The organism is Dyella sp. AtDHG13, from assembly GCF_003201105.1.
In the GTDB taxonomy this organism is placed as follows: Bacteria; Pseudomonadota; Gammaproteobacteria; order Xanthomonadales; family Rhodanobacteraceae; genus Dyella; species Dyella jiangningensis_B.
Genome location: NZ_QICJ01000012.1, coordinates 162,508 through 188,513, shown reverse-complemented (window position 1 = coordinate 188,513; position 26,006 = coordinate 162,508). Strand labels below are relative to the sequence as shown.

The window sequence follows — 26,006 nt, the reverse complement described above, 5'->3', positions numbered from 1 at the left end:
TCTTTGGGTTACTTTTCTTTTGGGCCAGCAAAAGAAAAGTGACTCGAGCGTCGGCAGACGATCGAAACGCCCGCCGCGTAGGCGGCCCGGTCGCGGGAACGCACGAAGGCGCCCATCACCGTAACGCGACAACCAAAAGCAAAGTCACTGGATGACTCGCTTCGCTCGCCCCTTCGGGGCCGCCCTACGGGCGTTCTGCGCGCTTCGCGCTTGTCCGGCCTTCGCAGGAATGACGGCTAAAGAATGAGGCGGTGAGGCGAGCACCCGCTCGTCATCACCGCGACGATGCCCCAACTCTCCCCTCCACAAAACCGCCGCCATCCACAGCGTTCCCCAACCCGAAAGCGCAGAAACCCAACCAACCCTACCCCAGCACCATCCTTACCTCCCCCGTCTGCTACCATGCCCCCCGCCTGAGGTGACCATCGGCCAGCCGGCCGAAGGTTGAAACGGGAATCCGGCGCGGCGCGTGAGCGCCTAGTCCGGAGCTGCCCCCGCAACGGTAGGCGAGCGCGATCCCAGGGGATCGACGGAGCGACATCAAGCCACTGTGCCTTGTGCATGGGAAGGCGTCGGTCCGGAAGACGCAGGTCTTCGCCCGTGAGCCCGGAGACCGGCCTCGAGGCGTGACCAGACAGGCGGTGGGCCATGTTGGGGAGTCGTGCGTGCCGCACGGATGCCTAGCCTTCTTCCGCCTGTCCTTCTTTCATGCGATCCGCGCGGGCAGGCGCGGTTGAGGAGCTGTGTTTTGGCCATCCGACTTTCCACGATCCGTCGTTCCGTGCTGGCGACGGCGCTGTTGACCACCATCTTTCCTGCGTTCGCGGACGACACCACCAATCTCGATGGCGTGGTCGTTACCGCCACGCGCACCGAGCAGACCCAGAGCCAGACGCTGTCGGCAGTGACGGTGATCGACCGCACCGACATCGAGCGCCTGCAGCCGGCGTCGCTGGGCGACCTGCTGCGCGGCACGCCGGGCATGCAGATCGCCAACAACGGCGGCCCGGGCAAGTCCACCAGTGCGTTCCTGCGCGGAACCGAGGCGGGCCACGTGCTGGTGATGATCGATGGCGTCAAGATCGGCTCGGCCACGCTGGGCCAGGCGGCGCTGCAGGATATTCCCGTCGACCAGATCGAGCGCATCGAAATCGTGCGCGGTCCGTTTTCCAGCCTGTACGGCTCGGAGGCGATCGGTGGCGTGATCCAGATCTTCACCCGCCGTCCGGAGGGCGCCTTCGTGCCGTCCTTCAGCCTGGGCGTCGGCAGTTACAGCCATCTGAACGGCTCGGCGGGCTTTGCCGGCAAGAGCGGTGACGGCTGGTATTCGGTGGAGGTGTCGCACGATCAGACGCATGGCATCAATTCCTGCCGCGTCGGCGCGGCGGAAGTCGGCGCCGCCTGTTTTGCCGACCAGCCGGACAAGGACGGCTACCGCAACACCTCGGCCACCCTGCAGGGCGGCTACAAGTTCGACGAGCAGTGGGATGCGGACGTGCGTTTGTTCCGCGCCGAAGGCCACAACTACTACGACGGCACGTACACCGATTCGGACAAGAGTGTCACGCAAGTCGTGGGCGGCAGCGTGCACTATCGCCCGGCGAGCAACGTCAAGCTGACGCTCAGCGCGGGCACCAGTGGCGACTTCGAGAAGGACTACTACCAGGGCGATTACGTCTCCCGCTTCGACACGCATCGCGATGTCGGCTCGCTGCAGGCGGATGTCGGCTTCTGGGGCGGACTGCTCAGCACCGGCTTCGACTGGCAGCGCGATCACGTGGACAGCACGGCGGGCTACATCAACCCGTACACGCAGGCTCCGGTCGACAGCCGCATCAACCGCGGCGTGTTCGCGCAGTGGCAACAGACCTTCGGCAGCCAGTCCGTGCAGGCCAGCGTGCGTCACGACGACAACAGCCAGTTCGGCAGCAAGAACACCGGCAGCCTGCTGTGGGGCTGGGATTTCACCCAGACGCTGCGCCTCACCGCCAGCTACGGCACGGCGTTCAAGGCGCCGACCTTCAACGACCTGTACTACCCGTACTACGGCAACCCCGATCTCAAGCCCGAGACCTCGCACAACGTGGAACTCGGCCTGCGCGGCAGCTACGGCTGGGGCTACTGGTCGTTGAATGCGTTCCACAACAACGTCAACAACCTCATTACCTACGATGCCGCCACGCAGGCCGCGGCCAATGTGGACAAGGCGCGCATCCGCGGTGCGGAAGGCGTGCTCAGCGGCCATGTCGCCGGCTGGCTGGTCACGGGCACGGCGACTTGGCTGGATCCGCGCGACGAGTCCACGAGTTACGAAGGCAATCTGCTGCCACGCCGCGCGCGCCAGACGGGCAATGTCGATATCGACCGTACGTTCGGCGATTTCAGCGTGGGCGGCACGTGGTTCGTGTCGGGCCGCCGTTACGACGACCTGGCCAACCGGCATCCGCTGGGCGGCTATGCGATCACCAACCTGCGCGTGGCCTACGCCATCTCGCGGGACTTCAAGCTGCAGCTGGCGCTGAACAACGCGTTCGACAAGAACTACGAGACCGCCTGGTACTTCAACCAGCCGGGCCGTAACTACATGTTGACCCTGCGTTATCAGCCTGCGCAGTAAGCCATGGTGCCGGGCCCTGCACGGGGCCCGGCATCGTTCCTCGTTGCATCGATCAGGAGAGCTCCCGTGAAGGCACTGTCGGTTCCCCGTTTCAACGCGCTGTGGCTGGTGCTGATGGCGGTGATGGCCGCCACGCGCTTCAAGCATTTCGGCGACATGCTGCACCTGCCCGATGCATCGATGGCCGTGTTCTTTCTCGGTGGCCTCTACCTGCGTCATCATTGGACCTTCGTGGTGATGCTGCTGCTCTCGGTGGCGCTGGATTGGGTATCGATCAGCTATGCGGGCGTGAGCGATTTCTGCATCACGCTGGCGTACGCATTCCTGCCACTGGCGTACGCCGTGCTGTGGTACGCGGGGCGCTGGTACGCGCCGCGCGTGGACGGGCGCGCGATGTCGTATGTGGGCGCGTTCCTCGTGGCGCTGCTGGCCGCCATCGGTTCCTTCGCCATTTCCAACGGTTCGTTCTACTGGCTGGGCGGCCGCTACCCGAACCCGCACATGGGCGAGTACCTGTCGCGCCTGTGGCAGTGGGGACCGTTGTTCGTCCGCACCACGATCAGTTACGTCGCCGTGGCGTTGGTGCTGCACGCGCTGATCGCGCGGTTTGCATCGTCGGCCACCGTGCATGGCAGGGCCCGGGCATGAGCGAGCCTATGAGTCCGGAAGAACGCCACCGCGCGCGCATGCAGCGCAAGAAGGAACTGGTGGATCGCAAGATCGCCCGCGCCACCATCGAACGCGGCGTGCTGGTGGTGAACACCGGCAATGGCAAGGGCAAGAGCTCGTCCGGTTTCGGCATGCTGGCACGCTCGCTGGGGCACGGCTTCCGCTGCGGCGTGGTGCAGTTCATCAAGGGCAGCTTTTCCACCGGTGAGGAGGCGTTCTTCCGTCGTTTCCCGGACGAGCTCGACTATCACGTGATGGGCGAGGGCTATACCTGGGAAACACAGGACAAGGCGCGCGACATCCAGGCGGCGGAGGCGGCGTGGGCCATTGCGGCCAGGATGCTCGCCGATGCCTCGTACGATTTCGTGCTGCTGGATGAGCTCAACATCGCATTGGTGAAGGGCTATATCGACGTGAGCAAGGTCTGCGATGCGCTGCGTGCGCGTCCGCCGGCGCAGCACGTGGTGATCACCGGGCGCGGTGCGCCGGAGGCCTTGGTCGAGCTGGCCGATACCGTGACCGAGATGCGCGTGGTGAAGCATGCGTTCCAGGCTGGCATCAAGGCGCAGAAAGGCATTGAACTGTGATGCGCCCGAACGCATCGCGTGGTTGAAGATCAGGAGTCGTCGATGAGCGGCCAAAGCGCCACGTGTCCCGCCTTGCTGGTATCCGCGCCGGCCTCGGGGCAGGGCAAGACCTCGGTGACGGCGGCCCTCGCTCGCTGGCACACGCGCCAGGGCAGGCGGGTGCGCGTGTTCAAGACGGGGCCTGACTTCCTCGATCCGATGGTGTTGGAGCGCGCCAGTGGCGCGCCGGTGTACCAGCTCGATCTGTGGATGAACGGCGAGGGCGATGTGCGTGCGCGTCTCCACGAGGCCGCGAGCGATGCGGACCTGATCCTGATCGAAGGTGTGATGGGCCTGTTCGACGGCGGCATTTCCAGTGCCGACCTCGCGCAGCGTTTCGGCGTGCCCGTGCTCGCGGTAATCGATGGCTCCGCCATGGCGCAGACCTTCGGCGCGCTGGCGCTGGGCCTGGCGCGCTATCGCGAAGGGCTGCGCGTGCATGGCGTCGCCGCCAATCGTGTGGGCAGCGCGTATCACGCGCAATTGCTTGCCGACAGCCTGCCGGATGATCTGCATTGGCTCGGCGCCTTGCCACGCGATGCCGCGCTGGCGCTGCCCGAACGTCATCTCGGACTGGTGGCTGCTGGCGAACTCGGCGACATCGATGCAAGGCTGGATGCATTGGCCGATGCATGGGCGGCGCATGCCTCCGCGGAGCTGCCGCCGCCGGTGTCGTTTCCGCACGCGGTGCGTGCGCCCGTTCCCAAGACGCTGCGCGATGTGCGTATCGCCATTGCGCGCGATGCGGCGTTCTGCTTCCTCTATCCCGCCAACCTCGATCTGCTGAGCGAAGCGGGTGCGGAACTGCGCTACTTCTCGCCACTGGCGGGCGAGGCGTTGCCGGCTTGCGACGCGGTGTGGTTGCCGGGCGGCTATCCCGAACTGCACCTGCTGACGCTTTCGCAGCACGCCGCCTTGCGCCGCGCCCTGCATACGCATGTGGATGCGGGACGCCCCTTGCTCGCCGAATGCGGCGGCATGCTCTACGCGCTGGATTCGCTGGCGAGCGTCGACGGCTCCGCGTTTCCCATGGCGGGGTTGTTGCCAGGACGTGCGCAGATGCAGTCGCGGCTGGGTGGCCTGGGCATGCAATCGGTGGCGCTGCCCGAGGGCGAACTGCGCGGGCATACCTTCCACTACGCATCGGCGCAGATCGAGGAAACGCCCCTCGTCATGGCGAGCAATCCGGATGGCGGACCCAGCCGCGAGGGCATCTACCGGCGCGGCCGCTTTACGGCGAGCTTCATGCATTTGTATTTCCCTTCGAATCCCGACGCCGCGGTGGCCCTGTTCCGGCCATGACGACGGCCCTCGCCATGGTGTTGGCGGTGCTGCTGGACGCGTGGCTCGGCGAGCCGCGGCGCTGGCATCCGTTGGTGCAGTTCGGGCGGTTGGCGCGCCACATCGAATCGCGATGCCATGCGGATCGTCGTGTCGCAGGCGTCATCGCGTGGATCATTGCCGTGGTGCCGCTGGTGGCGATCGCGTGGTGGCTGATGGCGCTGTTTCATTCCTGGGCGCCGTGGCTGTCGTTCGCATTCGATGTGGCCGTGCTCTATCTCGCGATCGGCCTGCGCAGCCTGGCGGATCACGCCATGCCCGTGGCACATGCACTCAGCGGAGGCGATCTCGCGAGCGCCCGCGCGGCGGTGGGGCGCATGGTGAGCCGCGACACCGGCGTGCTCGACAAGGCGCAAGTGGCCGCGGCCGCCACGGAGTCGGTATTGGAAAACGGCAACGATGCCGTGTTCGGCGCGCTGTTCTGGTTTGCCGTGCTTGGCGCGCCGGGCGCCGTGCTGTACCGGTTGGCGAACACGCTGGATGCGATGTGGGGTTATCGCACGCAGCGCTATGAACGTTATGGATGGGCTGCCGCTCGCATCGACGACGTGCTCAACTTTCTGCCCGCGCGGCTGACCGCGATGAGCTATGTGCTGCTCGGCGATGCCATGCGTGCATGGCGATGCTGGCGCACGCAGGCGCCGTCATGGGACAGCCCCAACGCCGGCCCGGTGATGGCGGCCGGCGCGGGCGCGCTCGGGGTGTGCCTGGGCGGCGCCGCGCCTTACGACGGCGTATGGGAAATGCGGCCCGCGCTGGGCGAGGGTGAGCTGCCCGATGCCCATGCCATCGTGCGCGCATTACAACTGGTCAGGCGCAGCGTCGCGTTGTGGCTGGGCGTGGCGATGCTGCTGGCCCTGGCGGCATGGAGCGCCGGCCATGCTTGAGCACGGCGGACGCCTGCTGCAGGCCGCACGCGCGTATGGCATCGCGCCGGAGCGCTGGCTGGATCTCTCCACCGGCATCAGTCCGTTCGCGTGGCCAGTGCCGTCGGTGCCGCCCTCGGCATGGCAGCGATTGCCCGAGGACGATGACGGACTGGTGGACGCCGCGCGCGACTACTACGGCGCGTTGCATCTGCTGCCCGTCGCCGGCTCGCAGGCGGCCATCCAGGCCTTGCCCATGCTGCGCCCGTCATCGCGTGTGGGCGTGATCGCGCCTGGCTACAACGAACACGCGCATGCATGGCGGCACGCCGGACATGCGGTGGAAACGCTGCCCGCATCCGCGTTGCTGGCCGAGGCATCGCGCTTCGACGTGATCGTGCTGATCCATCCGAACAATCCCGGCGGCGACCGGTTCGACGCGGCGGCCTTGCGCAACTGTCACGCGACCTTGGCGTCGCGCGGCGGCTGGCTGATCGTGGATGAAGCCTTCATGGATGCGACACCGGAGGCCAGCCTGTGCGGCGAGGCGTGGCGCGAAGGGCTGATCGTGCTGCGCTCCGCCGGCAAGTTCTTCGGGTTGGCCGGTGCGCGTGCGGGCTTCGTGGCGGCGCACCCGGACCTGCTCGACGCGTTGCGTGAGCGACTCGGGCCCTGGACCTTGAGTGGGCCGACGCGCTTCGTGTTGAAGCAGGCGTTGGCTGACCGCGCATGGCAAGCCGAAGCGCGTGAACGGCTGCGACGCACCAGCGATGCGTTGGCGTCGATGCTGGCGCGTCATGGCATGACGCCAACGGCGGGCTGCGCCTTCTTTCAATGGTGGCGGGACGCGCGCGCCGAAACCGTGCATATGGCGTTGGCGCGGCAAGGCATCCTCACGCGGCTGTTCACCGCGCCGGCCAGCCTGCGCTTCGGCCTGCCGGCCGATGACGCGGCGTTCCAGCGGCTCGACGAGGCGCTGTCATCACTCGATATGGGGAGAAGCTTGCGATGACCGCCGGCGTGCTGATGGTGCAAGGCTGCACGTCCGATGCGGGCAAGAGCACGCTGGTGGCGGGCCTGTGTCGCTGGCTGCATCGACGCGGCGTGTCGGTGGCGCCGTTCAAGCCGCAGAACATGGCGCTCAATGCGGCGGTGACGGTGGACGGCGGCGAGATCGGACGCGCGCAGGCCGTGCAGGCCCAGGCCGCGGGCTTGCCGCCGCACACCGATTTCAATCCCGTGCTGCTCAAGCCCAACAGCGACGTCGGCGCGCAGGTGATCGTGCACGGACACGCCGTGGGCAACATGGATGCGCGCCATTACCACGACTACAAGCGCATCGCGATGGACGCGGTGCTGGCCTCGCATCGGCGGTTGATGGACCGTTACGACACGGTGATCGTCGAAGGAGCCGGCAGTCCCGCGGAAATCAATCTGCGCGAGCGCGACATTGCCAACATGGGCTATGCGGAAGCGGTGGACTGTCCCGTCATCCTCATCGCCGACATCGATCGCGGCGGCGTGTTCGCGCACCTGGTGGGTACGCTGGCGTTGCTCTCCGACAGCGAGCGTGCACGCGTGGCCGGCTTCGTGATCAATCGTTTTCGCGGCGACATGGCCTTGCTGCAGCCGGGGCTGGATTGGCTGCAGCGGGAAACCGGCAAGCCCGTGCTTGGCGTGTTGCCGTATCTGCACGGCCTGCAGCTGGAAGCCGAGGATGCGTTGCCGCGCGAGGTTGCCGTAAAGGCGAACGCAAGCCTGCGCGTGGTCGTGCCGGTGTTGCCGCGCATCAGCAATCACACGGATTTCGATGCCTTGCGCGCCCATCCGGCGATCGACGTTCGATTCGTCGGCGCTGACGAATCGCATCCGCCGGCGGACCTCATCGTGCTGCCCGGCTCCAAGAACACGCGCGCCGACCTGGCGTGGCTGCGCGCGCAGGGCTGGGACGAAACGCTGGCGCGTCACCTGCGCTATGGCGGCAAGGTGATCGGCATCTGCGGTGGCTTCCAGATGCTGGGGCGATTCGTGCATGATCCGCAGGGTATCGAGGGGACACCAGGCTCGAGCCACGGACTGGGTTGGTTGCAGATGGAAACCACGCTGGAAGCCCGCAAGCAATTGCGCCGCGTGGAAGGGGTGCTGGTGCTGGAGGGTGCGCGGGTGAGCGGCTACGAAATCCACTGCGGCGTCAGTCGTGGTGAGGCACTGGATCAACCGGCGAGTTTCCTCGGGCCGGGTGAACCTGACGGCGCGCTGTCGGCCGATGGCCGGATTCTCGGAAGCTACCTTCACGGATTGTTCGACGAGCCGCAGGCGCTGGCCGCGCTGCTTCGCTGGGCCGGCCTGCGCGATGCCGCGCCGCTCGACATGCATGCGCTGCGCGAGGCGAGCATCGACCGCGTGGCCGACGCCGTGGCGACTCATCTGGACACGGCAGCGCTGTTGCATCTGCTGCAACCTAGGGAGGCACCCGCGCCATGCGCACCTTGATCCTGGGCGGCGCCCGTTCCGGCAAGAGCGCGCTGGCCGAGCGGCTGGCCGCCGCCTCGGGGCACGAGGTGGTGTACATCGCCACGGCGCAGGCGCACGACGAGGAAATGGCCGCGCGCATCGCGCACCATCGCGCGCAGCGTCCCGCGCACTGGTTGAGCGTGGAAGAACCGCTGGCGTTGGCCGCCGCGCTGGAAGCGCATGCGCGTCCCGGGCGCTGCGTGCTGGTCGACTGCCTCACGCTATGGCTCAGCAATCTGCTGGGCGATGCAGACAACGAACGTTTCAAGCAAGAACGCGATGCGTTGCTTCGCCTGTTGCCCGCGCTGAAGGGGCAGGTGTTGATGGTCAGCAACGAAGTGGGGCTGGGCGTGGTTCCCATGGGCGAGTTGACGCGACGTTTCGTGGATGAAGCCGGCCGGCTGCATCAGGCCCTGGCCGCCGAGTGCGAGCGGGTGCTGTTCGTGGCCGCCGGATTGCCGATGTCCCTCAAAGGAAGCCTTGCATGAGCCAAGACTGGCTGACCGAACCGTGCTTTGCCATCGATGAAGCGAGCCGTCAGCGCGCGCTGGAACATCAGGGGCAACTGACCAAGCCGCCGGGCTCGCTGGGTACGCTGGAGACCCTGGCCGTGCGCCTGGCCGGCATGCAGCACGTGGCGACGCCTTCGGTGCAGTCGGTGTGGATCAGCGTGTTCGCGGGCGATCATGGCGTGGCCGCCGAGGGCGTGTCCGCGTTTCCGCAGGTAGTCACCGGCGAGATGATCCGCAACTTCGCCACCGGCGGCGCGGCGATCAGCGTGCTCGCGCGCAGTCTTGGCGCCATGCTCGAAGTGGTGAACCTGGGCACGGTGAACGATCCGGGCGAGTTGCCTCACGTGCGCCGCGCCGTCATCGCGGCGCAGACGCACAACTTCTGCGAACGCCCCGCCATGAGCGCCGTGCAACTGGAGCTGGCCCTGCGCGCCGGCGCGGCCAGCGCGCAGGCCGCGCAGGAGGCCGGGGCCAAACTGTTCATCGGCGGCGAGATGGGCATCGCCAACACCACCTCCGCCGCGGCGCTGGCCTGCGGCCTGCTGGGCGAGTCGCCCGGCGCGCTGGCGGGCGCCGGCACCGGCCTGGATGCCAAGGGCATCCAGCACAAGGCGGCGGTGATCGAGCGCGCGCTGGCGCTTTATCCGTCGGACGACAGCGATGCGCTGGCCTGGCTGGGGCGCGTGGGCGGTTTCGAGATCGCGGCGCTGTGCGGTGCCTACATCGCGGCGGCGCAACGCGGCATTCCTGTATTGATCGACGGCTTCATCACCACCGCGGCGGCGCTGGCGGCGGCGCGCATCAATCCGGCCAGCCGCGACTGGATGTTCTTCGCGCATCGCTCGCGCGAGCGCGGCCATGCGCGCCTGCTTTCCGTGCTGGAGGCCGATCCGCTGCTCGACCTGGGCCTGCGCCTGGGCGAAGGCAGCGGCGCGGCGATGGCGGTGCCGATGATGCGCCTGGCCTGCGACCTGCACTCCCGCATGGCGACCTTCGCACAGGCGGGGGTGAGCGGCGCATGAGCGGCAAACACGTCGGCATCGATCTGTTGCGGCATGGCGATACCGGGCAGCGGAGCTATCGCGGGCAACTGGACGATCCGCTCAGTCCGCTGGGCTGGAGCCAGCTGCGCGCGGCGATCTTCGGGCGTGGCTGGGATGCCATCGTGAGTTCGCCGTTGCGCCGTTGCGCGGAGTTCGCGCAAGACCTGGCGTGTGCGCGGCGCGTGCCGTTGCGCATCGATGCGCGCCTGGCGGAGTACCACTTCGGCGACTGGCAAGGCGTGCCCATCGAGACGCTGGCGAAAGAGCAGGGCGATGCGCTGGGCCGTTTCTGGAGCGATCCCGTGGCTTATCCGCCGCCGGGAGGCGAACCGTTCGCCGTGTTTCGCGAGCGCCTGTGCGCGGCGTTGAACGACGTGGCCGACGCGGCGCAGACGCAGCGCGTGCTGGTGGTGACGCATGGCGGAGTGATCCGCCTCCTGCGCTGCGAAGCGGAAGGCCGCGAGTTCGGCGAGATGGCCAATATCGACGTGCCGCACGCATCGCTGCACCCGCTACATTGGGCCGCGCCCGCCGGGGCGCAGGCCAGCGCCTGATGCGCGGCCTGCTCGCAGCCATCGGGTTCCTCACGCGCCTGCCGGTGCCGGCGCGCGTGTTCGACGAAGCTGCGCGGTCGTCGCAGCTGGCGTGGTATCCGGCGGTGGGCCTGCTGATCGGCGGCTTGTTGTCGTGCCTGGACTGGCTGCTGTCCGGTGCGCCGCCGCTGCTGGCGGCAGGGTTGCTGCTCGCGGCATGGGTGGTGTTGACCGGCGCCCTGCACCTCGATGGGCTGGCCGACAGCGCGGACGCGTGGGTCGGCGGCCTGGGCGACCGCGAGCGCACGCTCACGATCATGAAGGATCCGCGCAGCGGGCCGATCGGTGTCACGGCCGTGGTGCTGGTGCTGCTGCTGAAGTTCGGCGCGCTGGCCAGCCTGCCGCATCCCTCGGCGGCGCTCTGGCTGGCGCCGCTGCTCGGGCGCGCGGTATTGACCGCCGCCTTCCTCACCACGCCCTACGTGCGCAGCGGCGGCCTGGGCAGCGGCCTCGTGGGCGAGTCGCGCGGCGCTTGCGTGCTTGCCCTGGGGCTCACCGTCGCCTGCTGCCTGCTCGCCGGCTGGCACGGCCTGCATGCGCTGATCGTCGTCGCCCTGGTGTTCGCGTGGTGGCGATGGGCCTGCCTGCACCGCCTGGGTGGGATGACGGGCGACACCTGCGGCGCGCTGGCCGAACTGGGCGAAATGGCCGTGCTGGTGGCGCTGGCGCTCTAGCCTTCCGTCGGTCCATCGTTGAATTCGGAACGTTCGCCTCGATAATGGTGCGCTGTCGCCAGGCGACGTCGGTGGGTGAACCCGGCGCGCGGCGCACGAGCTTCCGGAGTGACCATGCCTATCTACGAATTCGAATGCAGCAGCTGCGGGCACCGTTTCGACCGCCTGCAGAAGATGTCCGACCCCGATCCGTCGGTGTGCCCCGCCTGCGACGTGGCCGAGGTGAAGCGCCGCGTGAGCGCGCCGGGCTTCCGCTTGGCCGGCAGCGGCTGGTACGAGACCGACTTCAAGAAGGACGGCGACAAGAAGCGCAACCTGGCCGGTGACGTGGGTGCCTCGTCGGGGTCGTCCAGCACCTCCAGTTCGAGCAGTTCCTCCTCCAGCGACAGCTGATCGAACAGGCTGGCTGAATGGCGGATAGCCGCCCGCCATGTTTTTGCGAGCAGTCGCAAGATATTCAAATCCGGTTGAAGATATGCCCACTAGCGTGACGCCACGTCACAGCAAGGAGTGGGTCGATGTTTCGGATGAGAACGGGCTTGGCGGGTATGGCGGCGGGCCTGTTGGCCGGCCTGATGTGGGTGTCCGCGCCGGCCGTGCATGCACAGGGGCGGGACGTCGTGCGTTGCGGCAGCGATGACGGGCGTTTCCAGCGTTGCCAGGTGCCCTGGCGCGACGCGGAGATCATCCGGCAGGAATCGAACAGCCCGTGCACGCGTGGGCAGACCTGGGGCGTGGATCGCGGCGGCCTGTGGGTGGATCGCGGCTGCCGCGGGCAGTTCGTGGAGATGGGTCGCGGCGGCTACGGCGGCTACCGTCCGCCGGATGGCGGCTACTACCCGCCGCCGGGCTATCCGCCGGCGGGCTACCGCCCACCGGACAACGGCTGGCGGCCGGGTCCCGACTGGGATCGCGAGATCCGCGTCCAGTGCGAGAGCACCGAGAACCGCTACCAGTTCTGCCAGGTGGACGTGGGCGGGCGCGGCGACGTGCGCATGGTGAGGCAGCTGTCCGGCACGCGCTGCGAGGAAGGCTACAACTGGGGCTGGAACCGCGCCGGCGTGTGGGTTTCCAAGGGCTGCCGCGGCCTGTTCTCGATCAATCGCCGCTGGTAAGCAGCCGGCACGGGGCATCGGGCGCGGCTTGGCGCCGCGTCCGACGCCCGCCGCCGGGCGTGCCGGTGTTAACATTCCGGGTCTTGTCCACGCATCACGCCGCCCAGGCGGCCCGGAGTTCCAAGCGCATGCGCACGCATTACTGCGGCCTCATCGATGAGGCACTGGTCGGCCAGACCGTCACCCTATGTGGCTGGGTCAACACGATTCGCCTGCAGAGCCACGTGGCTTTCGTCGACCTGCGCGACCACGAGGGCCTCGCCCAGGTGGTGATCGAGCGCGAGAACGCCGACGCCTTCGCCGTGGCCGGCGAGATCGGCAACGAGTATTGCCTGCGCGTCACCGGCACCATCCGCAAGCGCCTGTCGGTGAACGACAAGCTGCGCACCGGCACGGTGGAGCTGCTGGCCGACAAGGTGGAGATCCTCAACGCCGCGAAGGACCTGCCGTTCGCGCTGCACGAGAATCCCAACGAGGACATGCGGATGACCTACCGCTACCTCGACCTGCGCCGCCCCGAAATGCAGAAGATGATGCGCACGCGCATCAAGCTGGTGCAGGCGCTGCGCCGCTATCTCGACGCGCGCGGCTTCCAGGACATCGAGACGCCCATCCTCACCAAGGCCACGCCCGAAGGCGCGCGCGACTACCTGGTGCCCAGCCGCGTGCATCCGGGTCAGTTCTACGCGCTGCCGCAGTCGCCGCAGCTGTTCAAGCAGATCCTGATGATGGCCGGCTTCGACCGCTACTATCAGATCGCCCGCTGCTTCCGCGACGAAGATCTGCGCGCCGACCGCCAGCCGGAATTCACCCAGCTCGACCTCGAGTTCGCCTTCGTCGAAGAGAAGGACGTGCAGGATTTCGTCGAGGCGCTGATCCGCCACGTGTTCAAGGAAGTGGTGAACGTCGAACTGGACGAGACCTTCCCGCGCATGACCTGGGCCGAAGCCATGCGCCGTTTCGGTTCGGACAAGCCGGACCTGCGCATCGCGCTGGAGCTGGTGGACGTGGCCGACGCGCTCAAGCACGTGGAATTCAAGGTATTCGCCGAACCTGCCAACGCGCCGAACGGCCGTGTCGCCGCGCTGCGCGTGCCGGACGGCGCCAGCCTGAGCCGCAAGGACATCGACGGCCTCACCGAGTACGTCGCCAAGTACGGCGCCAAGGGCCTGGCGTGGATCAAGGTGGACGACCTTGCCAAGGGTCGTGAGGGCGTCAATTCGCCGGTGGCCAAGTTCCTCGACGACAAGGCGCTGGATGCCGTGCTCAAGGCCACGAGCGCGCAGTCGGGCGACATCGTGTTCGTGGGCGCGGGCACCTGGAAGGCCGTCACCGATTTCATGGGCGCGCTGCGCCTGAAGGTCGGCAAGGACCGCGGCCTGGTGGAGAACAGCTGGAAGCCGCTGTGGGTTACCGACTTCCCGATGTTCGAATACGACGAGGAAGAAAAGCGCTTCGTCGCCCTGCATCACCCCTTCACCGCGCCCAAGGTGGACGACGTCGCCGACCTGCGCGCGAACGCCGCCATCGCGGTGAGCCGCGGCTACGACATGGTGCTCAACGGCAATGAAATTGGCGGCGGCTCCATCCGCATCCATCGCCCGGACATGCAGAGCACGGTGTTCGATCTGCTGGGCATCGGCCCGGAAGAGGCCGAGATGAAGTTCGGCTTCCTGCTCAAGGCGCTGAAGTTCGGCGCGCCGCCGCACGGTGGCCTGGCCTTCGGCATCGACCGCATCGCCGCACTGATGGCGGGCACGGAATCGATCCGCGACGTGATCGCCTTCCCCAAGACCACCAGCGCGCAGGACCTGATGACGGACGCGCCCTCGCTGGTGAGCGATGCGCAGCTGAAGGAGTTGCATGTGAAGGTGGCGGCGGAAGCGAAGCCGGGCTGACGGAACGGGCGTCCTTTGCTCGTCATTCCGGCGCAGGCCGGAGGTGTTTCTCAACAGCCGGAGGCTGGTCATCCAGGGACTCATAGCGTGGTTTTCGCGTTGACGTGCACGGGTTGCGACTTTTCGCGACAACCCAACGTTCTCGCCACTGGATTCCGGCCTGCGCCGGAATGACGAGCAAAACCGCGCACGCTCCCCGGGGGCAATCGCGCACTGAGTCGCGCCTCAGTCGCAACTTTTTGAGCACAATGCACTCTGCAGAATGACCGGGTTGCCCAAATCCGGTCACTCATCCCGCCATCGACGAACCCCCGCACGCCTCATGACCGACCACGTCATTCTCCTGCACGGCCTGTGGATGCGCGGCTTCGCGCTCCTCATGCTGCATCGGCGGATGATGGAGGCGGGCTTTCGCGTCCATCGCTTCGACTACATGAGCGTGGCCGCCACGCAGCCGCGCATCCTGGGCAGCCTGCAGGCACGCATCCGCGAACTGGGGCAGGACGCGCACACCGTGCATCTGGTTGGACACAGCCTTGGCGGTCTGCTGGCCTTGCGCGCCTGCGCGGACGATGATTTGCCGCCCGGGCGCGTGGTCTGCCTCGGCTCTCCGCTCAAGGGCAGCGCGGCGGCGCGGCGCTTCGCCGGCATGGGGCGCGGCGGCGAGGTGTTGCTGGGCCATAACCGCGAGCTGCTGGAATACGGTTTCGACCGCTGGGATGGCGCACGCGAGGTCGGCGTGATCGCCGGCCGGGTGCCGCTGGGCCTGGGCGCGATGATCGGGCAGTTCGACAGCGACAATGACGGGTGCGTGACGGTCGAGGAAACCTGCCTGCCGGGCATCGCCGATCACTGCGCCATCGAGACCAACCACACGGGCCTGCTGTTTTCGCAGGAGGCGGCGCGACAGGTCACGCAGTTCCTCCATCAGGGGCATTTTGACCGTCCCTTGGCCTGAAAAACGCCCGCTGCGGCAGCCTGCCGGGGTGGCGCTTGCCCGCCTGACACCGTGAAGCGATAGAATTCGCCGCTTGTCCGTTCACCAGCTTTGCAGGAATTGCCATGGGTAGAGGCCCGTCCATCGAAGGTCGCAAGAACGCCGAAGACGCCAAGCGCGCGAAGGTGTTCACCAAGCTGATCCGCGAAATCACCGTCGCCACCCGCGCCGGCGTGCCTGACCCGTCGCTCAATCCGCGCCTGCGTTCGGCGGTGGACAAGGCGCTGTCGGCCAACATGCCCAAGGACACCATCGAGCGCGCGATCAAGCGCGGCTCCGGCGCCGACGGCGGCGCGGCGATGGAAGAACTGCGCTACGAGGGCTACGGCCCGGGCGGCATCGCGCTCATCATCGACTGCTTCACCGACAACCCGACCCGCACCGTGGCCGACGTGCGCCACGCGCTGACCAAGCACGGCGGCAACCTGGGCACCTCCGGTTCGGTGGCGTTCCAGTTCGCCCGCGTGGGCGAGCTGGTGTTCGCCACCCACGGCGACGAAGCCGCCGAAGAGAAAGTGCTCGAGGCCGCGCTCGAGGCCGGCGCTGACGACGTGGTGAACGAGAACGGCGAAAGCACCGTGCTGTGCGCGCCGGAAAACTTCGAAGCCGTGCAGCAGGCGCTGGCCGCCGCCGGCCTGAACGCGCAGCATGCCGGCGTGGGCATGCGCCCGAGCAATCGCGTGCCGGTGCCGGAAGAAGCACTGGAGCCGCTGCTGGATCTCCTGGAGAAGCTCGACGCGCTGGACGACGTCAGCGAGGTCTCGCACAACGCCCTGCTGCCGGCCGAGGCCGCCAGCTGATCCGCTGAGCCGTTCCGGCCCGGCGAACCCCGCCCATGACCCGCATCATCGGCATCGACCCGGGCAGCCAGCGCACCGGTGTCGGCATCATCGATGTCGACGCCCGCGGCAAGCTGTCCCACGTTTTCCATGGCGCGCTGGCGGTGGCCGGCGAAGCCAGCTTTCCGCTGCGCCTGAAACGCATATTTGACGAGCTGTGTGACATCATCGCCGCCCATCGGCCGGACGAGTGCGGCGTGGAGCGCGTGTTCATGGCGCGCAACGCGGACTCGGCGCTGAAGCTGGGACAGGCCAGGGGCGCCGCGATCTGCGCGGTGGTCAGCCAGGGGATCGCGGTGCACGAGTACGCAGCGACGGAAGTCAAGCAGGCCGTGGTCGGCAGTGGTCGCGGCGACAAGACCCAGGTGCAGCACATGATTGGTGTCCTGCTCGGACTCAAGGGCCCCTTGCAGGCCGACGCGGCGGACGCGCTCGCCATCGCGGTGACCCATGCGCACACCCGCGCCAGCCTTGCGCGCGTGGGCATTCCCCGTACCGCCTGGAGGCGTCGATGATCGGTCGTTTGCGCGGCACCCTCATTTCCAAGCAGCCGCCGTGGCTGATGGTGGAAGTGGGCGGGGTGGGCTACGAGCTGGAAGCGCCCATGTCCACCATCTACGACCTGCCGCCCACCGGCAAGGAAGTCGTCCTGCTCACGCATTACGCCGTGAAGGAAGACAGCGTGGCGCTGTACGGCTTCATGCATGAGGCCGAGCGCGCCCTGTTTCGCAATCTGCAGAAGGTCAGCGGCATCGGCGCAAAGATCGCGCTGGCCGTGCTGTCGGGCGTGTCCACCAACGATTTCGCGCGGCTGGTGCAGGCGGGCGACGTGGTGGCGCTGACCAAGATCCCCGGCATCGGCAAGAAGACGGCCGAACGCATGGTGGTGGAGCTGCGCGATCGCGTGGATGGCCTGGCCACCACCTTGCCCGGCACGCACACCGTGACCAGCGGCGCGCCGCTCGACCCGGCCGGCGAGGCCACCGTGGCGCTGCAGCAGCTGGGCTACAAGCCGGCGGAAGTGACCCGCCTGGTACAGAAGGTCGCCGCCGACGGCGACACCGCCGAAGCCATCATCCGCAAGGCGCTGCGCGCCGCACTAGGGAATTGAGACGTGACCCCGGATTCCACACAAGGCCTGTCCGACGCCGATACCAAACGGCGCCTGGCCGCGCTCGCGCTCGGCGCGATCGGCGTGGTGTATGGCGACATCGGTACCAGCCCGCTGTACACGCTGCAGACCACCTTGCATCACGAAGGCGCCGGCCCGCCGGCGGCCGAGAGCATCTTCGGCGTGCTGTCGCTGATCTTCTGGGCGCAGATCATCGTGGTGTCGCTCAAGTACGTGGTCTTCATCATGCGCGCGGACAACAAGGGCGAGGGTGGCATCATGGCGCTGCTCGCGCTGGCCTTGCGCAGCGTGCGCGGCGATGCGCGCAGCCGCTGGATACTCGCCATCATCGGCATTTTCGGCGCCGCGCTGTTCTACGGCGATGGCGTGATCACGCCGGCCATTTCGGTGCTGTCGGCGGTGGAAGGTGTCAAGGTGGCCGCGCCGCACCTGGGCGAGTGGGTGGTGCCGATCACCGCCGTGATCCTGTTCCTGCTGTTCACCCTGCAGCGCCACGGCACCGAGCGCGTGGGCAAGCTGTTCGGCCCGGTCATGGTGATCTGGTTCGTGGTCATCGCGCTGTTGGGCGTGAACATGATCGTGCGCAACCCGCACGTGCTGCTGGCGCTCAATCCCTACTACGGGGTGAGGTTCTTCTTTACCCACGGCTTCCAGGCCTTCATTGCGCTGGGCGGCGTGGTGCTGGCGCTGACCGGCGCGGAAGCCCTGTATGCGGACATGGGGCATTTCGGCAAGCGCCCGATTCGCCTGGCCTGGTTCAGCTTCGTGCTGCCGGCCCTGGTGCTCAACTACTTCGGCCAGGGTGCGCTGCTGCTCGATCATCCCGAGGCCATCGACAACCCGTTCTTCAAGCTCACGCCCGAGCCGCTGCTGTATCCGATGATCGGCCTGGCGACCGTCGCCACGGTGATCGCCTCGCAGGCGGTGATTTCCGGCGCGTTCTCGATGACGCGCGAGGCCATGTCGCTGGGCTATTCGATGCGCATGCCGGTGGTGCACACCTCGCGCGAGATGTCCGGCCAGATCTTCGTGCCGTGGGTCAACAACTTCCTGCTGATCATGGTGCTGGCGGCGGTGCTGGGCTTCCGCAGCTCCGACAAGCTGAGCGCGGCCTACGGCATTGCGGTGACGGGCACCATGACCATCACCACCATCCTCGCCCTGATCGTGGCCCGCCGGCAGTGGCACTGGAACCGCCTCACCGTGATCGCCGCGGGCCTGCTCCTGCTCACCATCGACTTCTCGTTCCTGGGCGCCAACCTGATCAAGATCGAATACGGCGGCTGGTTCCCGCTGGTGCTGGGCGTGGGCGTGTTCATCGTGATGACCACCTGGCGCCGCGGGCGTGAGCTGGTGGTGCGCGAGATCAAGCAGTCCGGCCTGGCGCTGGAGCCCTTCATCGAGAACATCGCCGAGCATCCGCCGCTGCGCGTGCCGGGCACGGCCGTGTTCCTCACCGCCAACCAGCATGCGGTGCCGCACGCCTTGCTGCACAACCTCAAGCACAACAAGGTGCTGCACGAGCGCAACGTGCTGCTGACGGTGGAAATGCTGGAAACGCCGACGGCCGATGCCGGCGAGCGCATCGAGATCACCGAACTGGGCGGCGATTTCTACGGCCTGGCCCTGCGTTTCGGTTTCGCGGAAGACCCCAACATCCCGCGTGCGCTGACCAAGTGCTCCAAGATGGGCCTGCCGTTCGACATGATGGATACCACCTTCTTCCTGTCGCGCGAAAACATCATCGCCGACGCCAAGCGGCCCGGCATGGCGCTGTGGCGCGACAAGCTGTTCGCCTTCATGGCCCGCAATGCGCTGCCCGCCACGGCGTTCTTCCAGATTCCGGGCAATCGTCTGATCGAACTGGGCGCACAGGTCGAAATTTGACGGAAAAGGCGTCTTCGGACGCCTTTCTCCTTGTGGGGCTTGGCGGAAAGGGCATTTTTCAATGCCTGCGTCATCGTGCTCTGCCATAATTTCGCCCCATGACCGAACACCGCATCGTCACCGCCGCCGCCCAGATGGACGACGAGGCCCTGGAAGCCTCCATCCGTCCCAAGCGGCTTGCCGAATACCTGGGCCAGCAGGCGGTGCGCGAGCAGCTGTCGATCTATATCGAAGCTGCCAAGAAACGCGGCGGCGCGCTGGATCACGTGCTGATCTTCGGGCCGCCGGGCCTGGGCAAGACCACGCTTAGCCACGTGATCGCCAACGAGCTGGGCGTCAACGTACGTTCCACCTCCGGCCCGGTGCTGGAGCGGGCCGGTGACCTGGCCGCGCTGCTGACCAACCTCGAGCCGCATGACGTGCTGTTCGTGGACGAGATCCATCGTCTGTCGCCGGTGGTGGAGGAAGTGCTCTACCCGGCGATGGAAGACTTCCAGATCGACATCATGATCGGCGAGGGCCCCGCGGCCCGCTCGATCAAGCTGGACCTGCCCCCCTTCACCCTGATCGGCGCCACCACGCGCGCCGGCCTGCTGACCGCGCCGCTGCGCGACCGCTTCGGCATCGTACAGCGTCTGGAGTTCTATACGCCCGACGAGCTCACCGCCATCGTGCGGCGCTCGGCGCGCATCATGGGCATTCCCTGCGAGCTGGAAGGCGCGCAGGAAATCGCGCGCCGTTCGCGCGGCACGCCGCGCATCGCCAACCGCCTGCTGCGCCGCGTGCGCGACTACGCCGAGGTGCGCGCGGGCGGCCAGATCACCCGCGACGCGGCGCGTGCGGCGACGGACATGCTCAAGGTCGATGCCGAAGGCTTCGACGAGCTCGATCGCCGGCTGCTGTCCGTCATCATCGAAAGCTTCGACGGCGGTCCGGTCGGCGTCGAGTCGCTGGCGGCCGCGCTCAGCGAGGACCGCGGCACGCTCGAGGACGTGGTCGAGCCCTACCTGATCCAGCAAGGCTTCCTGGTGCGCACCGCGCGCGGCCGCATGGCCAGCGCCAAGGCCTGGCGCCACCTGGGCCTGACCCCGCCGCCGCGCCAGCCGGTGGCCGCCGACCTTTTCACTGCCGACAACTCCGATGCCTGACGCCATGCAAGCCAGTGCCGCCGAGCCCTTCCGCTGGACGGTGCGGGTCTACTGGGAAGACACCGACGCGGGCGGGGTGGTGTACCACGCCAGCTACCTGCGTTTTCTGGAACGTGCCCGCAGCGAGTGGTTGCGGGACATGGGCGTCAACCAATCCCTTGTCAAGGAAAGCACGGGCCTGGCCTTCCTGGTGCGGGAGATGCAGATCGACTTTCTCAAGGCGGCCCTGCTGGATGATGAACTGTCGGTAAGCGTGGAAGTCAAAGAACGGCGGGCAGCCAGTATCCTTTTCGCCCAGACGATACGCCGGGCGGACGGCGCCGAGCTGATCCGCGCGAAGGTCCGCGTGGCGTGCGTCGATATCCGCCGCATGCGCCCGGTGCAGATTCCGGCCGACCTCATCCCCGGCCTTCCCCCTCTATAAATTCAAGTACGTGCGCTGGAGAACCTTCGAGCAATGAACGGTGGACTGAACATTTTCAAGCTGATCGCGGAAGCGAGCGTTCTGGTGCAGGCCGTCATGCTGGTCTTGCTCGTGTTCTCCTTCCTCTCCTGGGTGATCATCATCCGCAAGCACCAGCAGCTGAAAAAGGCGATGGAAGAGGCCGAGGGCTTCGAGGAGCGCTTCTGGTCCGGCGCCGATCTTGCCCAGCTGTTCCGCGAGGTGAGCAATCGCGGTGCCGAGAACGGCGGCATGGAGAACGTGTTCGAGTCGGGCTTCCGCGAGTTCGTGCGCCAGCGCCAGCGCCGCGTGCACGACATGCGCATCGTCATCGAAGGTTCCGAGCGCGCCATGCGCGTGGCCGGCACCCGCGAAATCGGCCGCCTGGAGCGCAACCTGGAATTCCTCGCCAACGTCGGCTCGATCAGCCCGTACGTCGGCCTGTTCGGCACCGTCATCGGCATCATGGGCGCCTTCCAGGGCCTGGGCGAGATGAAGGACGTCACCATCGCCGTGGTTGCCCCGCACATTTCCGAAGCACTGATCGCCACCGCCATGGGCCTGTTCGCCGCCATCCCGGCGGTGTGGGCATACAACCGCTTCGCCAACAAGGTCGAGCGCGTGGCCTCCCGCTACGAGGTGTTCCAGGAAGAGTTCTCGTCGGTGCTGCAGCGTCAGATCCAGACCGACGAAGCGGCGTGACTTAAGGAGCTAAGCCATGCGTAGCTCTGCGCGCCACAAGCGCTTCAAGCTGAAATCCGAGATCAACGTCGTTCCCTACATCGACGTGATGCTGGTGCTGCTGATCATCTTCATGGTCACCGCACCCATGATCAACAAGAACGTCGACGTCAACCTGCCGCAGGCCAACGCCAAGTCGCTGCAGGACAAGAAGGACCCGGTGATCGTCGTGGTCGACCAGAACGGCCAGCTGTACCTCACCCTGGGTACGGAAAAGCGCCAGCCGGTCGACGTGGCCACCATGCAGGCCAAGGTCGGCGCCTTCGTGAAGACCAACCCGGAGGTGAGCGTGCTGGTGGCCGGCGATCGTGACGGCAAGTACGAGGGCGTGTACCAGGTGCTGGCCCAGCTGCAACAGGCCGGCGTGGCCAAGGTCGGTCTGATGAGCGCGCCGGAGTCGAGCAACAAGAAATGAGGGCCGACTCCCCCAAGGGCACATCCAAGGCGGTCGTCCTTTCCGCCGTTCTCCATCTGGGCATCGTGGGCTTCCTGGCCCTCGCGGTGGTGCCGTGCTCGTTCTACGAAAACTTGTTCGAGACGCTGCATCTGCCGGCGAGCTGGAACCCGATCACCTGTACCAAGCCGGTATCCCTGCAGGGCGAAATCATCGAGGCCGAGCTGGTAGGTGTCACCGGTGCGCCGCCGCCGAAGTCTTCCGCCACCAAGGCCAAGCCGGTGCCGGAAACCGTGCCGCCGCCGCCCAGCGTGCCGCCGCCGCCTTCGGAAGAAACCCCGAAGATCAAGACCCTGCCGCCTCCGCCCGAGCATCCCGATACCAAGGATCAGGAGAAGGTGGTGGCCGAGGGCATCCAGAAGGCTGAGGACGCCAAGAAGGAACAGGAAGAGAAGCAGCGCCAGCGCGCCGCCGAATTGGACGCCCAGGCGGCCAAGCAAAAGAAGCTGGAAGAACAGAAGAAGATCGACGAACTGTTCGCCAAGATGGACGCTGCGGATAAGTCGGTCAAGGCGGCACAGAGCAAGGCCAACCAGGCCAAGCAGCAACTGGCCGACCTGAAGAACGCGCAGGACAATGGCGTCGACAACGTGCCCTACGCGGCCCAGAAGCAGACGGGCAGCAATGGTCCGGATGCCGGATTGCGCGCGCAATATCTAGCTGCGATTCAGAATACGCTCAAACAGAACTGGGTCGGCCCGGATAACATGCCGGCCAACCAGCAATGCCTGTTACATATCGTGCAGTTGCCGGGTGGTCAGGTGGTCAGTGCCAAGGTCGATTCAAGCTGCCCCTTCGATGAAGCCGGGCGCAAATCCGTCGAAGACGCGGCCATGAGGGCCAACGAATTGCCCTACAAAGGATTTGAAAGTGTCTTTAGCCGCAACGTTGATATGTTCTTCAAGCCATAGGTGATGACCTGATGAAAAAGACTTCCCGTTATCTGGTCCTATTGCTTGGCATCCTGGGCCTCTTGTTCGCGGGCCTGGCGTCCGCGCAGACCTCCACCCTCACCGGCACGGTGGAAGGCGTGACCAAGTCGGCCACGCCCATTGTCGTCGTGCCGTTCGCGCAGGCCGGCGGCGCGCCGCTGCCCACCGACATCGCCGATGTCATGCGCAACGACTTCAACCGCTCCGGCAAATTCCGCTCGCTCGCCAAGAGCGAAATCGTGGAGACGCCGTCGAAGGGCGCGGACATCAACTTCGCCACCTGGCGCCTGCTCAAGCAGGACTACATCACCGTCGGCCGCATCAGCGATGCCGGCGGCGGCATGATGCGCATCGAGTACGAGCTGTGGGACGTCAACCGCCAGCAAAGCCTGCTGGCCCAGGCGTACACCGCCCCGGCCGGTGACCTGCGTGGCGTCGCCCACCAGATCGCCGATGCGATCTACGAGAAGATCACCGGCGTGCGTGGCGCCTTCTGGACCCGCATCGCCTACATCACCGCCGTAGGCCTGGGCAACAACACCACCTACTCGCTGATCGTGGCCGATTCGGACGGCTACAACCCGCAGGTCGTGGCCCGTTCGCGCGAGTCCCTGCTATCCCCGGCCTGGTCGCCGGACGGCCGCAAGATCGCCTACGTGTCCTTCGAGAGCGGCAACTCGGCCATCTACGTGCAGGACATCACCACCGGTTCGCGCCAGCTGGTTTCGGCCCGCGCCAAGGGCATCAACGGCGCGCCGTCGTTCTCGCCGGACGGCAGCAAGCTGGCGCTGGCCCTGTCCTACCAGGGCAACCCCGAGATCTACGTGATGGACCTCGGCTCCCGCTCGGAAACCCGCCTGACCAACAACCTGGCCATCGATACCGAGCCGCGCTGGACCCCGGACGGCCAGAGCATCGTCTTCACCTCCGACCGTGGCGGTAAGCCCCAGCTCTACCAGATGTCGGCGGGCGGCGGCGGTGCCGAGCGCATCACCTTCCAGGGCCAGTTCAACGCCAACGCCTCGATCAGCTACGACGGCAAGCAGATCGCGATGGTGCAGGGCAACGGGAACGTGTATCGTATTGCTATCATGGATCGCAGTCTGGGTGGGCAGGTGCGCTTCATCTCGCCGGGTCCGATCGACGAAACGCCGAGTTTCGCGCCGAACGCGAGCATGTTGCTGTACGCCGCCTCCGAAGGAAGGCGTGGCGTGCTGTACGCCGTGTCCGCCGATGGCCTCGTCCGTCAGCGCCTGGTGCTGGCCGACGGCGATGTCCGCGAACCGGCTTGGGGTCCCTATCGTCAGCGATAAGCAGTTCATGCCGGGGCGCGTAAGCGTCGCGGCCATGTGATCCAGGCGTGAAGGCCTAGGCCGCACGCCGGATCAAACAGCTTGCCCGCCGCGGCAATCCGTCGCGGCAGGCGGGCCAGGCGGTTGCGAGACAGCGCACTGCCGGCAGCAAAATGTCAAAATAACAGCCGGTTCACCGGCGAACACTGTCCCGAAACCGCAATCATTATTGACTGTCGGAACTCAAACCTGTTTGAAGGAACGTCCACCATGAATAAGACCGTTCGCGTCGCCCTGGTCGCCCTGCTCTGCGTTGGCGCGGCCGCATGCTCGAAGAAGCAGGAAGTCAAGCCGCAGCCGCAGCCGGAAGCGCCGATGACCACCCCGGCTCCGTCGACCGCTGGCAAGTACACCCCGGCCGATCTCGATACCGACGCCTGCCTGCGCCAGCGCGTTGTGTACTTCGATTTCGACAAGGACGAAATCAAGCCGGAGTTCCAGCAGATCATGGCGTGCCACGCCAAGTACCTGCAGGATCGCCCGATGGCCCAGATCCGTCTGGAAGGCAACGCTGACGAGCGCGGCACCCGCGAGTACAACCTCGGCCTCGGCGAGCGCCGCGGCAACGCCGTGTCCAGCGCCCTGCAGTCGAACGGCGGCTCGGCCAGCCAGATCAACGTGATCTCGTATGGCAAGGAAAAGCCGGTGTGCCGTGAGCACAACGAAGACTGCTGGAGCAAGAACCGTCGCGTCGAGATCGTCTACACGGCGAAGTAATGAAGAAGCGACTGGCTAACAGCTTCACGGCCAGGATGGGCATGGCGGGCGCAATCGCGTCCGCCATGCTTTTTGGTGTCCCGGCCCACGCCCAGGATTCCCGCCTCAGCCTTGCCGACCGCGTGTCGCGACTGGAGCAGCAGGCGCAGAACCAGAACCAGGGCGGCACCACGCTGGTCAATCAGGTGCAGGCGCTGCAGTCGCAAGTGCAGCAGATGCAGGGCCAGATCGAGGAACTGCAGCACCAGCTGCAGGAAGCCAACGACAAGAACAAAGTGCAGGCCACGGATTTCGATTCGCGCCTGGGCCGCCTTGAAAGCGGTGCCGGTGCAGCGGCCGCCAATCCGGGGAATGCCGCCAACCCGAACGTCCAGCCGCCCGCCGCCAACGCGGCTCCGGCAGCAACGGCGCCGGCTGCGGTGTCGCCGGCAGCAACCGGCAAGGCGGCCGCGGGTGCGCCGCCCGCCGCCGCGGGCAAGGGTGCCGCCGCGAACAATGCGACGGCGCAGGCCGCCTACGACGACGCGTTCAAGTCGCTGCGCGCCGGCGACTACGTGAAGTCCTCGCGCGACTTCCGCAATTTCATCCAGCAGTACCCGGACAGCTCGCTGCTGCCGAATGCCTTCTACTGGCTGGGCGAGTCCTACTACGCCACCAGCAATTACCAGGTGGCGCTGGAAGCGTTCCAGCATCTGGTCAGCCAGTTCCCGCAGAGCGAAAAGGTGCCTGACGCCTTGCTCAAGGTGGGCTACAGCCAGCTCGAGCTCAAGCAGGTCGATGCCGGCAAGGCCACGCTGAAGAACGTGACCGCGAAGTACCCCGGCTCCCGGGCGGCAGGTCTGGCCCAGGAGCGCCTGCGCCGCCTGCAGGCCCAGCCGGCCAACTGAGGTCGTTGTC

Annotated in this window: 27 protein-coding genes and 1 riboswitch; all 27 genes read left to right on the top strand. The window is 66.8% G+C overall.

From position 1 onward, the window contains the following. Positions 1–399: 399 nt before the first annotated feature. Positions 400–637, top strand: a riboswitch (cobalamin riboswitch). A 39-nt stretch (positions 638–676) separates the two neighbouring features. The 27 genes from btuB (at position 677) to ybgF (ending at position 25,996) form a co-directional block, all read left to right on the top strand. Continuing rightward, entirely contained in the window at positions 677–2,617 is a 1,941-nt protein-coding gene (gene btuB / locus BDW41_RS18780; RefSeq protein ID WP_074550390.1) for a TonB-dependent vitamin B12 receptor, read from the top strand. Positions 2,618–2,731: 114 nt separating this feature from the next. Next, positions 2,732–3,265 carry a hypothetical protein gene (locus BDW41_RS18775; RefSeq protein ID WP_074550676.1) on the top strand — a complete coding sequence of 178 codons (534 nt, stop codon included), beginning with the start codon at positions 2,732–2,734 and terminating at the stop codon, positions 3,263–3,265. Further along, entirely contained in the window at positions 3,262–3,873 is a 612-nt protein-coding gene (gene cobO, locus BDW41_RS18770; RefSeq protein WP_074550392.1) for a cob(I)yrinic acid a,c-diamide adenosyltransferase, read from the top strand. Before BDW41_RS18775 ends, cobO begins: the two co-directional genes overlap by 4 nt. A 42-nt stretch (positions 3,874–3,915) precedes the next feature. Further along, positions 3,916–5,214: a cobyrinate a,c-diamide synthase gene (locus BDW41_RS18765; RefSeq protein ID WP_074550394.1), complete on the top strand. Its 1,299-nt coding sequence runs from the start codon at positions 3,916–3,918 to the stop codon at positions 5,212–5,214. Next, positions 5,211–6,140, top strand: coding sequence for an adenosylcobinamide-phosphate synthase CbiB (cbiB, locus tag BDW41_RS18760; protein ID WP_074550396.1), 930 nt, complete (start codon positions 5,211–5,213; stop codon positions 6,138–6,140). Before BDW41_RS18765 ends, cbiB begins: the two co-directional genes overlap by 4 nt. Then, positions 6,133–7,131: a threonine-phosphate decarboxylase CobD gene (gene cobD / locus BDW41_RS18755; protein ID WP_074550399.1), complete on the top strand. Its 999-nt coding sequence runs from the start codon at positions 6,133–6,135 to the stop codon at positions 7,129–7,131. Before cbiB ends, cobD begins: the two co-directional genes overlap by 8 nt. Then, positions 7,128–8,612 carry a cobyric acid synthase gene (locus BDW41_RS18750; RefSeq protein WP_074550402.1) on the top strand — a complete coding sequence of 495 codons (1,485 nt, stop codon included), beginning with the start codon at positions 7,128–7,130 and terminating at the stop codon, positions 8,610–8,612. The genes cobD and BDW41_RS18750 overlap by 4 nt, the downstream gene beginning before the upstream one ends. Continuing rightward, complete coding sequence (cobU, locus tag BDW41_RS18745; RefSeq protein ID WP_074550405.1) at positions 8,600–9,121, top strand: bifunctional adenosylcobinamide kinase/adenosylcobinamide-phosphate guanylyltransferase; 522 nt, start codon at positions 8,600–8,602, stop codon at positions 9,119–9,121. The genes BDW41_RS18750 and cobU overlap by 13 nt, the downstream gene beginning before the upstream one ends. After that, a complete protein-coding gene (cobT, locus tag BDW41_RS18740) occupies positions 9,118–10,167 on the top strand; it encodes a nicotinate-nucleotide--dimethylbenzimidazole phosphoribosyltransferase (RefSeq protein ID WP_074550408.1) in 1,050 nt (349 codons plus the stop codon). The genes cobU and cobT overlap by 4 nt, the downstream gene beginning before the upstream one ends. Continuing rightward, entirely contained in the window at positions 10,164–10,742 is a 579-nt protein-coding gene (locus BDW41_RS18735; RefSeq protein ID WP_074550410.1) for a histidine phosphatase family protein, read from the top strand. The genes cobT and BDW41_RS18735 overlap by 4 nt, the downstream gene beginning before the upstream one ends. Further along, on the top strand, positions 10,739–11,455 hold the full coding sequence (locus tag BDW41_RS18730; protein WP_074550678.1) for an adenosylcobinamide-GDP ribazoletransferase: 717 nt from the start codon (positions 10,739–10,741) through the stop codon (positions 11,453–11,455). The genes BDW41_RS18735 and BDW41_RS18730 overlap by 4 nt, the downstream gene beginning before the upstream one ends. Before the next feature lie 114 nt (positions 11,456–11,569). Next, the gene (locus BDW41_RS18725) at positions 11,570–11,848 is read left to right on the top strand and encodes a zinc ribbon domain-containing protein (RefSeq protein WP_074550413.1); all 279 of its coding nucleotides are present in this window, start codon (positions 11,570–11,572) and stop codon (positions 11,846–11,848) included. A gap of 125 nt (positions 11,849–11,973) precedes the next feature. Then, positions 11,974–12,570: a DUF3011 domain-containing protein gene (locus tag BDW41_RS18720; RefSeq protein WP_074550415.1), complete on the top strand. Its 597-nt coding sequence runs from the start codon at positions 11,974–11,976 to the stop codon at positions 12,568–12,570. A gap of 128 nt (positions 12,571–12,698) precedes the next feature. Continuing rightward, positions 12,699–14,468: an aspartate--tRNA ligase gene (gene aspS / locus BDW41_RS18715; protein WP_074550417.1), complete on the top strand. Its 1,770-nt coding sequence runs from the start codon at positions 12,699–12,701 to the stop codon at positions 14,466–14,468. A gap of 322 nt (positions 14,469–14,790) precedes the next feature. Next, entirely contained in the window at positions 14,791–15,426 is a 636-nt protein-coding gene (locus BDW41_RS18710; protein ID WP_074550419.1) for an alpha/beta fold hydrolase, read from the top strand. Positions 15,427–15,530: 104 nt separating this feature from the next. Beyond that, complete coding sequence (locus BDW41_RS18705; RefSeq protein ID WP_074550421.1) at positions 15,531–16,265, top strand: YebC/PmpR family DNA-binding transcriptional regulator; 735 nt, start codon at positions 15,531–15,533, stop codon at positions 16,263–16,265. A gap of 35 nt (positions 16,266–16,300) precedes the next feature. Next, positions 16,301–16,819, top strand: coding sequence for a crossover junction endodeoxyribonuclease RuvC (gene ruvC, locus BDW41_RS18700; RefSeq protein ID WP_074550423.1), 519 nt, complete (start codon positions 16,301–16,303; stop codon positions 16,817–16,819). Then, positions 16,816–17,415, top strand: a complete 600-nt coding sequence (gene ruvA, locus BDW41_RS18695) for a Holliday junction branch migration protein RuvA (protein WP_074550425.1) — start codon at positions 16,816–16,818, stop codon at positions 17,413–17,415. Before ruvC ends, ruvA begins: the two co-directional genes overlap by 4 nt. A 3-nt stretch (positions 17,416–17,418) precedes the next feature. After that, on the top strand, positions 17,419–19,323 hold the full coding sequence (locus BDW41_RS18690; RefSeq protein WP_233496930.1) for a potassium transporter Kup: 1,905 nt from the start codon (positions 17,419–17,421) through the stop codon (positions 19,321–19,323). 98 nt (positions 19,324–19,421) lie between these two features. Further along, entirely contained in the window at positions 19,422–20,471 is a 1,050-nt protein-coding gene (ruvB, locus tag BDW41_RS18685) for a Holliday junction branch migration DNA helicase RuvB (protein ID WP_074550427.1), read from the top strand. A 4-nt stretch (positions 20,472–20,475) separates the two neighbouring features. Next, positions 20,476–20,895, top strand: a complete 420-nt coding sequence (gene ybgC, locus BDW41_RS18680) for a tol-pal system-associated acyl-CoA thioesterase (protein WP_074550682.1) — start codon at positions 20,476–20,478, stop codon at positions 20,893–20,895. Between the two features lie 33 nt (positions 20,896–20,928). Next, on the top strand, positions 20,929–21,615 hold the full coding sequence (gene tolQ / locus BDW41_RS18675; RefSeq protein WP_074550429.1) for a protein TolQ: 687 nt from the start codon (positions 20,929–20,931) through the stop codon (positions 21,613–21,615). A 16-nt stretch (positions 21,616–21,631) separates the two neighbouring features. Continuing rightward, positions 21,632–22,069 (top strand): protein TolR, encoded by a 438-nt coding sequence (gene tolR, locus BDW41_RS18670; protein WP_074550431.1) that lies wholly within the window; start codon positions 21,632–21,634, stop codon positions 22,067–22,069. Further along, a complete protein-coding gene (locus tag BDW41_RS18665) occupies positions 22,066–23,019 on the top strand; it encodes a cell envelope integrity protein TolA (RefSeq protein WP_074550433.1) in 954 nt (317 codons plus the stop codon). The genes tolR and BDW41_RS18665 overlap by 4 nt, the downstream gene beginning before the upstream one ends. Before the next feature lie 11 nt (positions 23,020–23,030). Further along, entirely contained in the window at positions 23,031–24,353 is a 1,323-nt protein-coding gene (gene tolB / locus BDW41_RS18660) for a Tol-Pal system beta propeller repeat protein TolB (protein ID WP_074550435.1), read from the top strand. Between the two features lie 249 nt (positions 24,354–24,602). Then, positions 24,603–25,109, top strand: coding sequence for a peptidoglycan-associated lipoprotein Pal (gene pal, locus BDW41_RS18655; RefSeq protein ID WP_074550438.1), 507 nt, complete (start codon positions 24,603–24,605; stop codon positions 25,107–25,109). Beyond that, positions 25,109–25,996, top strand: coding sequence for a tol-pal system protein YbgF (gene ybgF / locus BDW41_RS18650; RefSeq protein WP_199535374.1), 888 nt, complete (start codon positions 25,109–25,111; stop codon positions 25,994–25,996). The genes pal and ybgF overlap by 1 nt, the downstream gene beginning before the upstream one ends. The last annotated feature ends 10 nt before the right edge of the window (positions 25,997–26,006 follow it).

Bases quoted from the DNA above. Each gene is read 5' to 3' on its own strand.
- btuB (WP_074550390.1), top strand. From the start codon at position 677: ATGCCTAGCCTTCTTCCGCCTGTCCTTCTTTCATGCGATCCGCGCGGG.
- BDW41_RS18775 (WP_074550676.1), top strand. From the start codon at position 2,732: ATGGCGGTGATGGCCGCCACGCGCTTCAAGCATTTCGGCGACATGCTG.
- cobO (WP_074550392.1), top strand. From the start codon at position 3,262: ATGAGCGAGCCTATGAGTCCGGAAGAACGCCACCGCGCGCGCATGCAG.
- BDW41_RS18765 (WP_074550394.1), top strand. From the start codon at position 3,916: ATGAGCGGCCAAAGCGCCACGTGTCCCGCCTTGCTGGTATCCGCGCCG.
- cbiB (WP_074550396.1), top strand. From the start codon at position 5,211: ATGACGACGGCCCTCGCCATGGTGTTGGCGGTGCTGCTGGACGCGTGG.
- cobD (WP_074550399.1), top strand. From the start codon at position 6,133: ATGCTTGAGCACGGCGGACGCCTGCTGCAGGCCGCACGCGCGTATGGC.
- BDW41_RS18750 (WP_074550402.1), top strand. From the start codon at position 7,128: ATGACCGCCGGCGTGCTGATGGTGCAAGGCTGCACGTCCGATGCGGGC.
- cobU (WP_074550405.1), top strand. From the start codon at position 8,600: ATGCGCACCTTGATCCTGGGCGGCGCCCGTTCCGGCAAGAGCGCGCTG.
- cobT (WP_074550408.1), top strand. From the start codon at position 9,118: ATGAGCCAAGACTGGCTGACCGAACCGTGCTTTGCCATCGATGAAGCG.
- BDW41_RS18735 (WP_074550410.1), top strand. From the start codon at position 10,164: ATGAGCGGCAAACACGTCGGCATCGATCTGTTGCGGCATGGCGATACC.
- BDW41_RS18725 (WP_074550413.1), top strand. From the start codon at position 11,570: ATGCCTATCTACGAATTCGAATGCAGCAGCTGCGGGCACCGTTTCGAC.
- BDW41_RS18720 (WP_074550415.1), top strand. From the start codon at position 11,974: ATGTTTCGGATGAGAACGGGCTTGGCGGGTATGGCGGCGGGCCTGTTG.
- aspS (WP_074550417.1), top strand. From the start codon at position 12,699: ATGCGCACGCATTACTGCGGCCTCATCGATGAGGCACTGGTCGGCCAG.
- BDW41_RS18710 (WP_074550419.1), top strand. From the start codon at position 14,791: ATGACCGACCACGTCATTCTCCTGCACGGCCTGTGGATGCGCGGCTTC.
- BDW41_RS18705 (WP_074550421.1), top strand. From the start codon at position 15,531: ATGGGTAGAGGCCCGTCCATCGAAGGTCGCAAGAACGCCGAAGACGCC.
- ruvC (WP_074550423.1), top strand. From the start codon at position 16,301: ATGACCCGCATCATCGGCATCGACCCGGGCAGCCAGCGCACCGGTGTC.
- ruvA (WP_074550425.1), top strand. From the start codon at position 16,816: ATGATCGGTCGTTTGCGCGGCACCCTCATTTCCAAGCAGCCGCCGTGG.
- ruvB (WP_074550427.1), top strand. From the start codon at position 19,422: ATGACCGAACACCGCATCGTCACCGCCGCCGCCCAGATGGACGACGAG.
- ybgC (WP_074550682.1), top strand. From the start codon at position 20,476: ATGCAAGCCAGTGCCGCCGAGCCCTTCCGCTGGACGGTGCGGGTCTAC.
- tolQ (WP_074550429.1), top strand. From the start codon at position 20,929: ATGAACGGTGGACTGAACATTTTCAAGCTGATCGCGGAAGCGAGCGTT.
- tolR (WP_074550431.1), top strand. From the start codon at position 21,632: ATGCGTAGCTCTGCGCGCCACAAGCGCTTCAAGCTGAAATCCGAGATC.
- BDW41_RS18665 (WP_074550433.1), top strand. From the start codon at position 22,066: ATGAGGGCCGACTCCCCCAAGGGCACATCCAAGGCGGTCGTCCTTTCC.
- tolB (WP_074550435.1), top strand. From the start codon at position 23,031: ATGAAAAAGACTTCCCGTTATCTGGTCCTATTGCTTGGCATCCTGGGC.
- pal (WP_074550438.1), top strand. From the start codon at position 24,603: ATGAATAAGACCGTTCGCGTCGCCCTGGTCGCCCTGCTCTGCGTTGGC.
- ybgF (WP_199535374.1), top strand. From the start codon at position 25,109: ATGAAGAAGCGACTGGCTAACAGCTTCACGGCCAGGATGGGCATGGCG.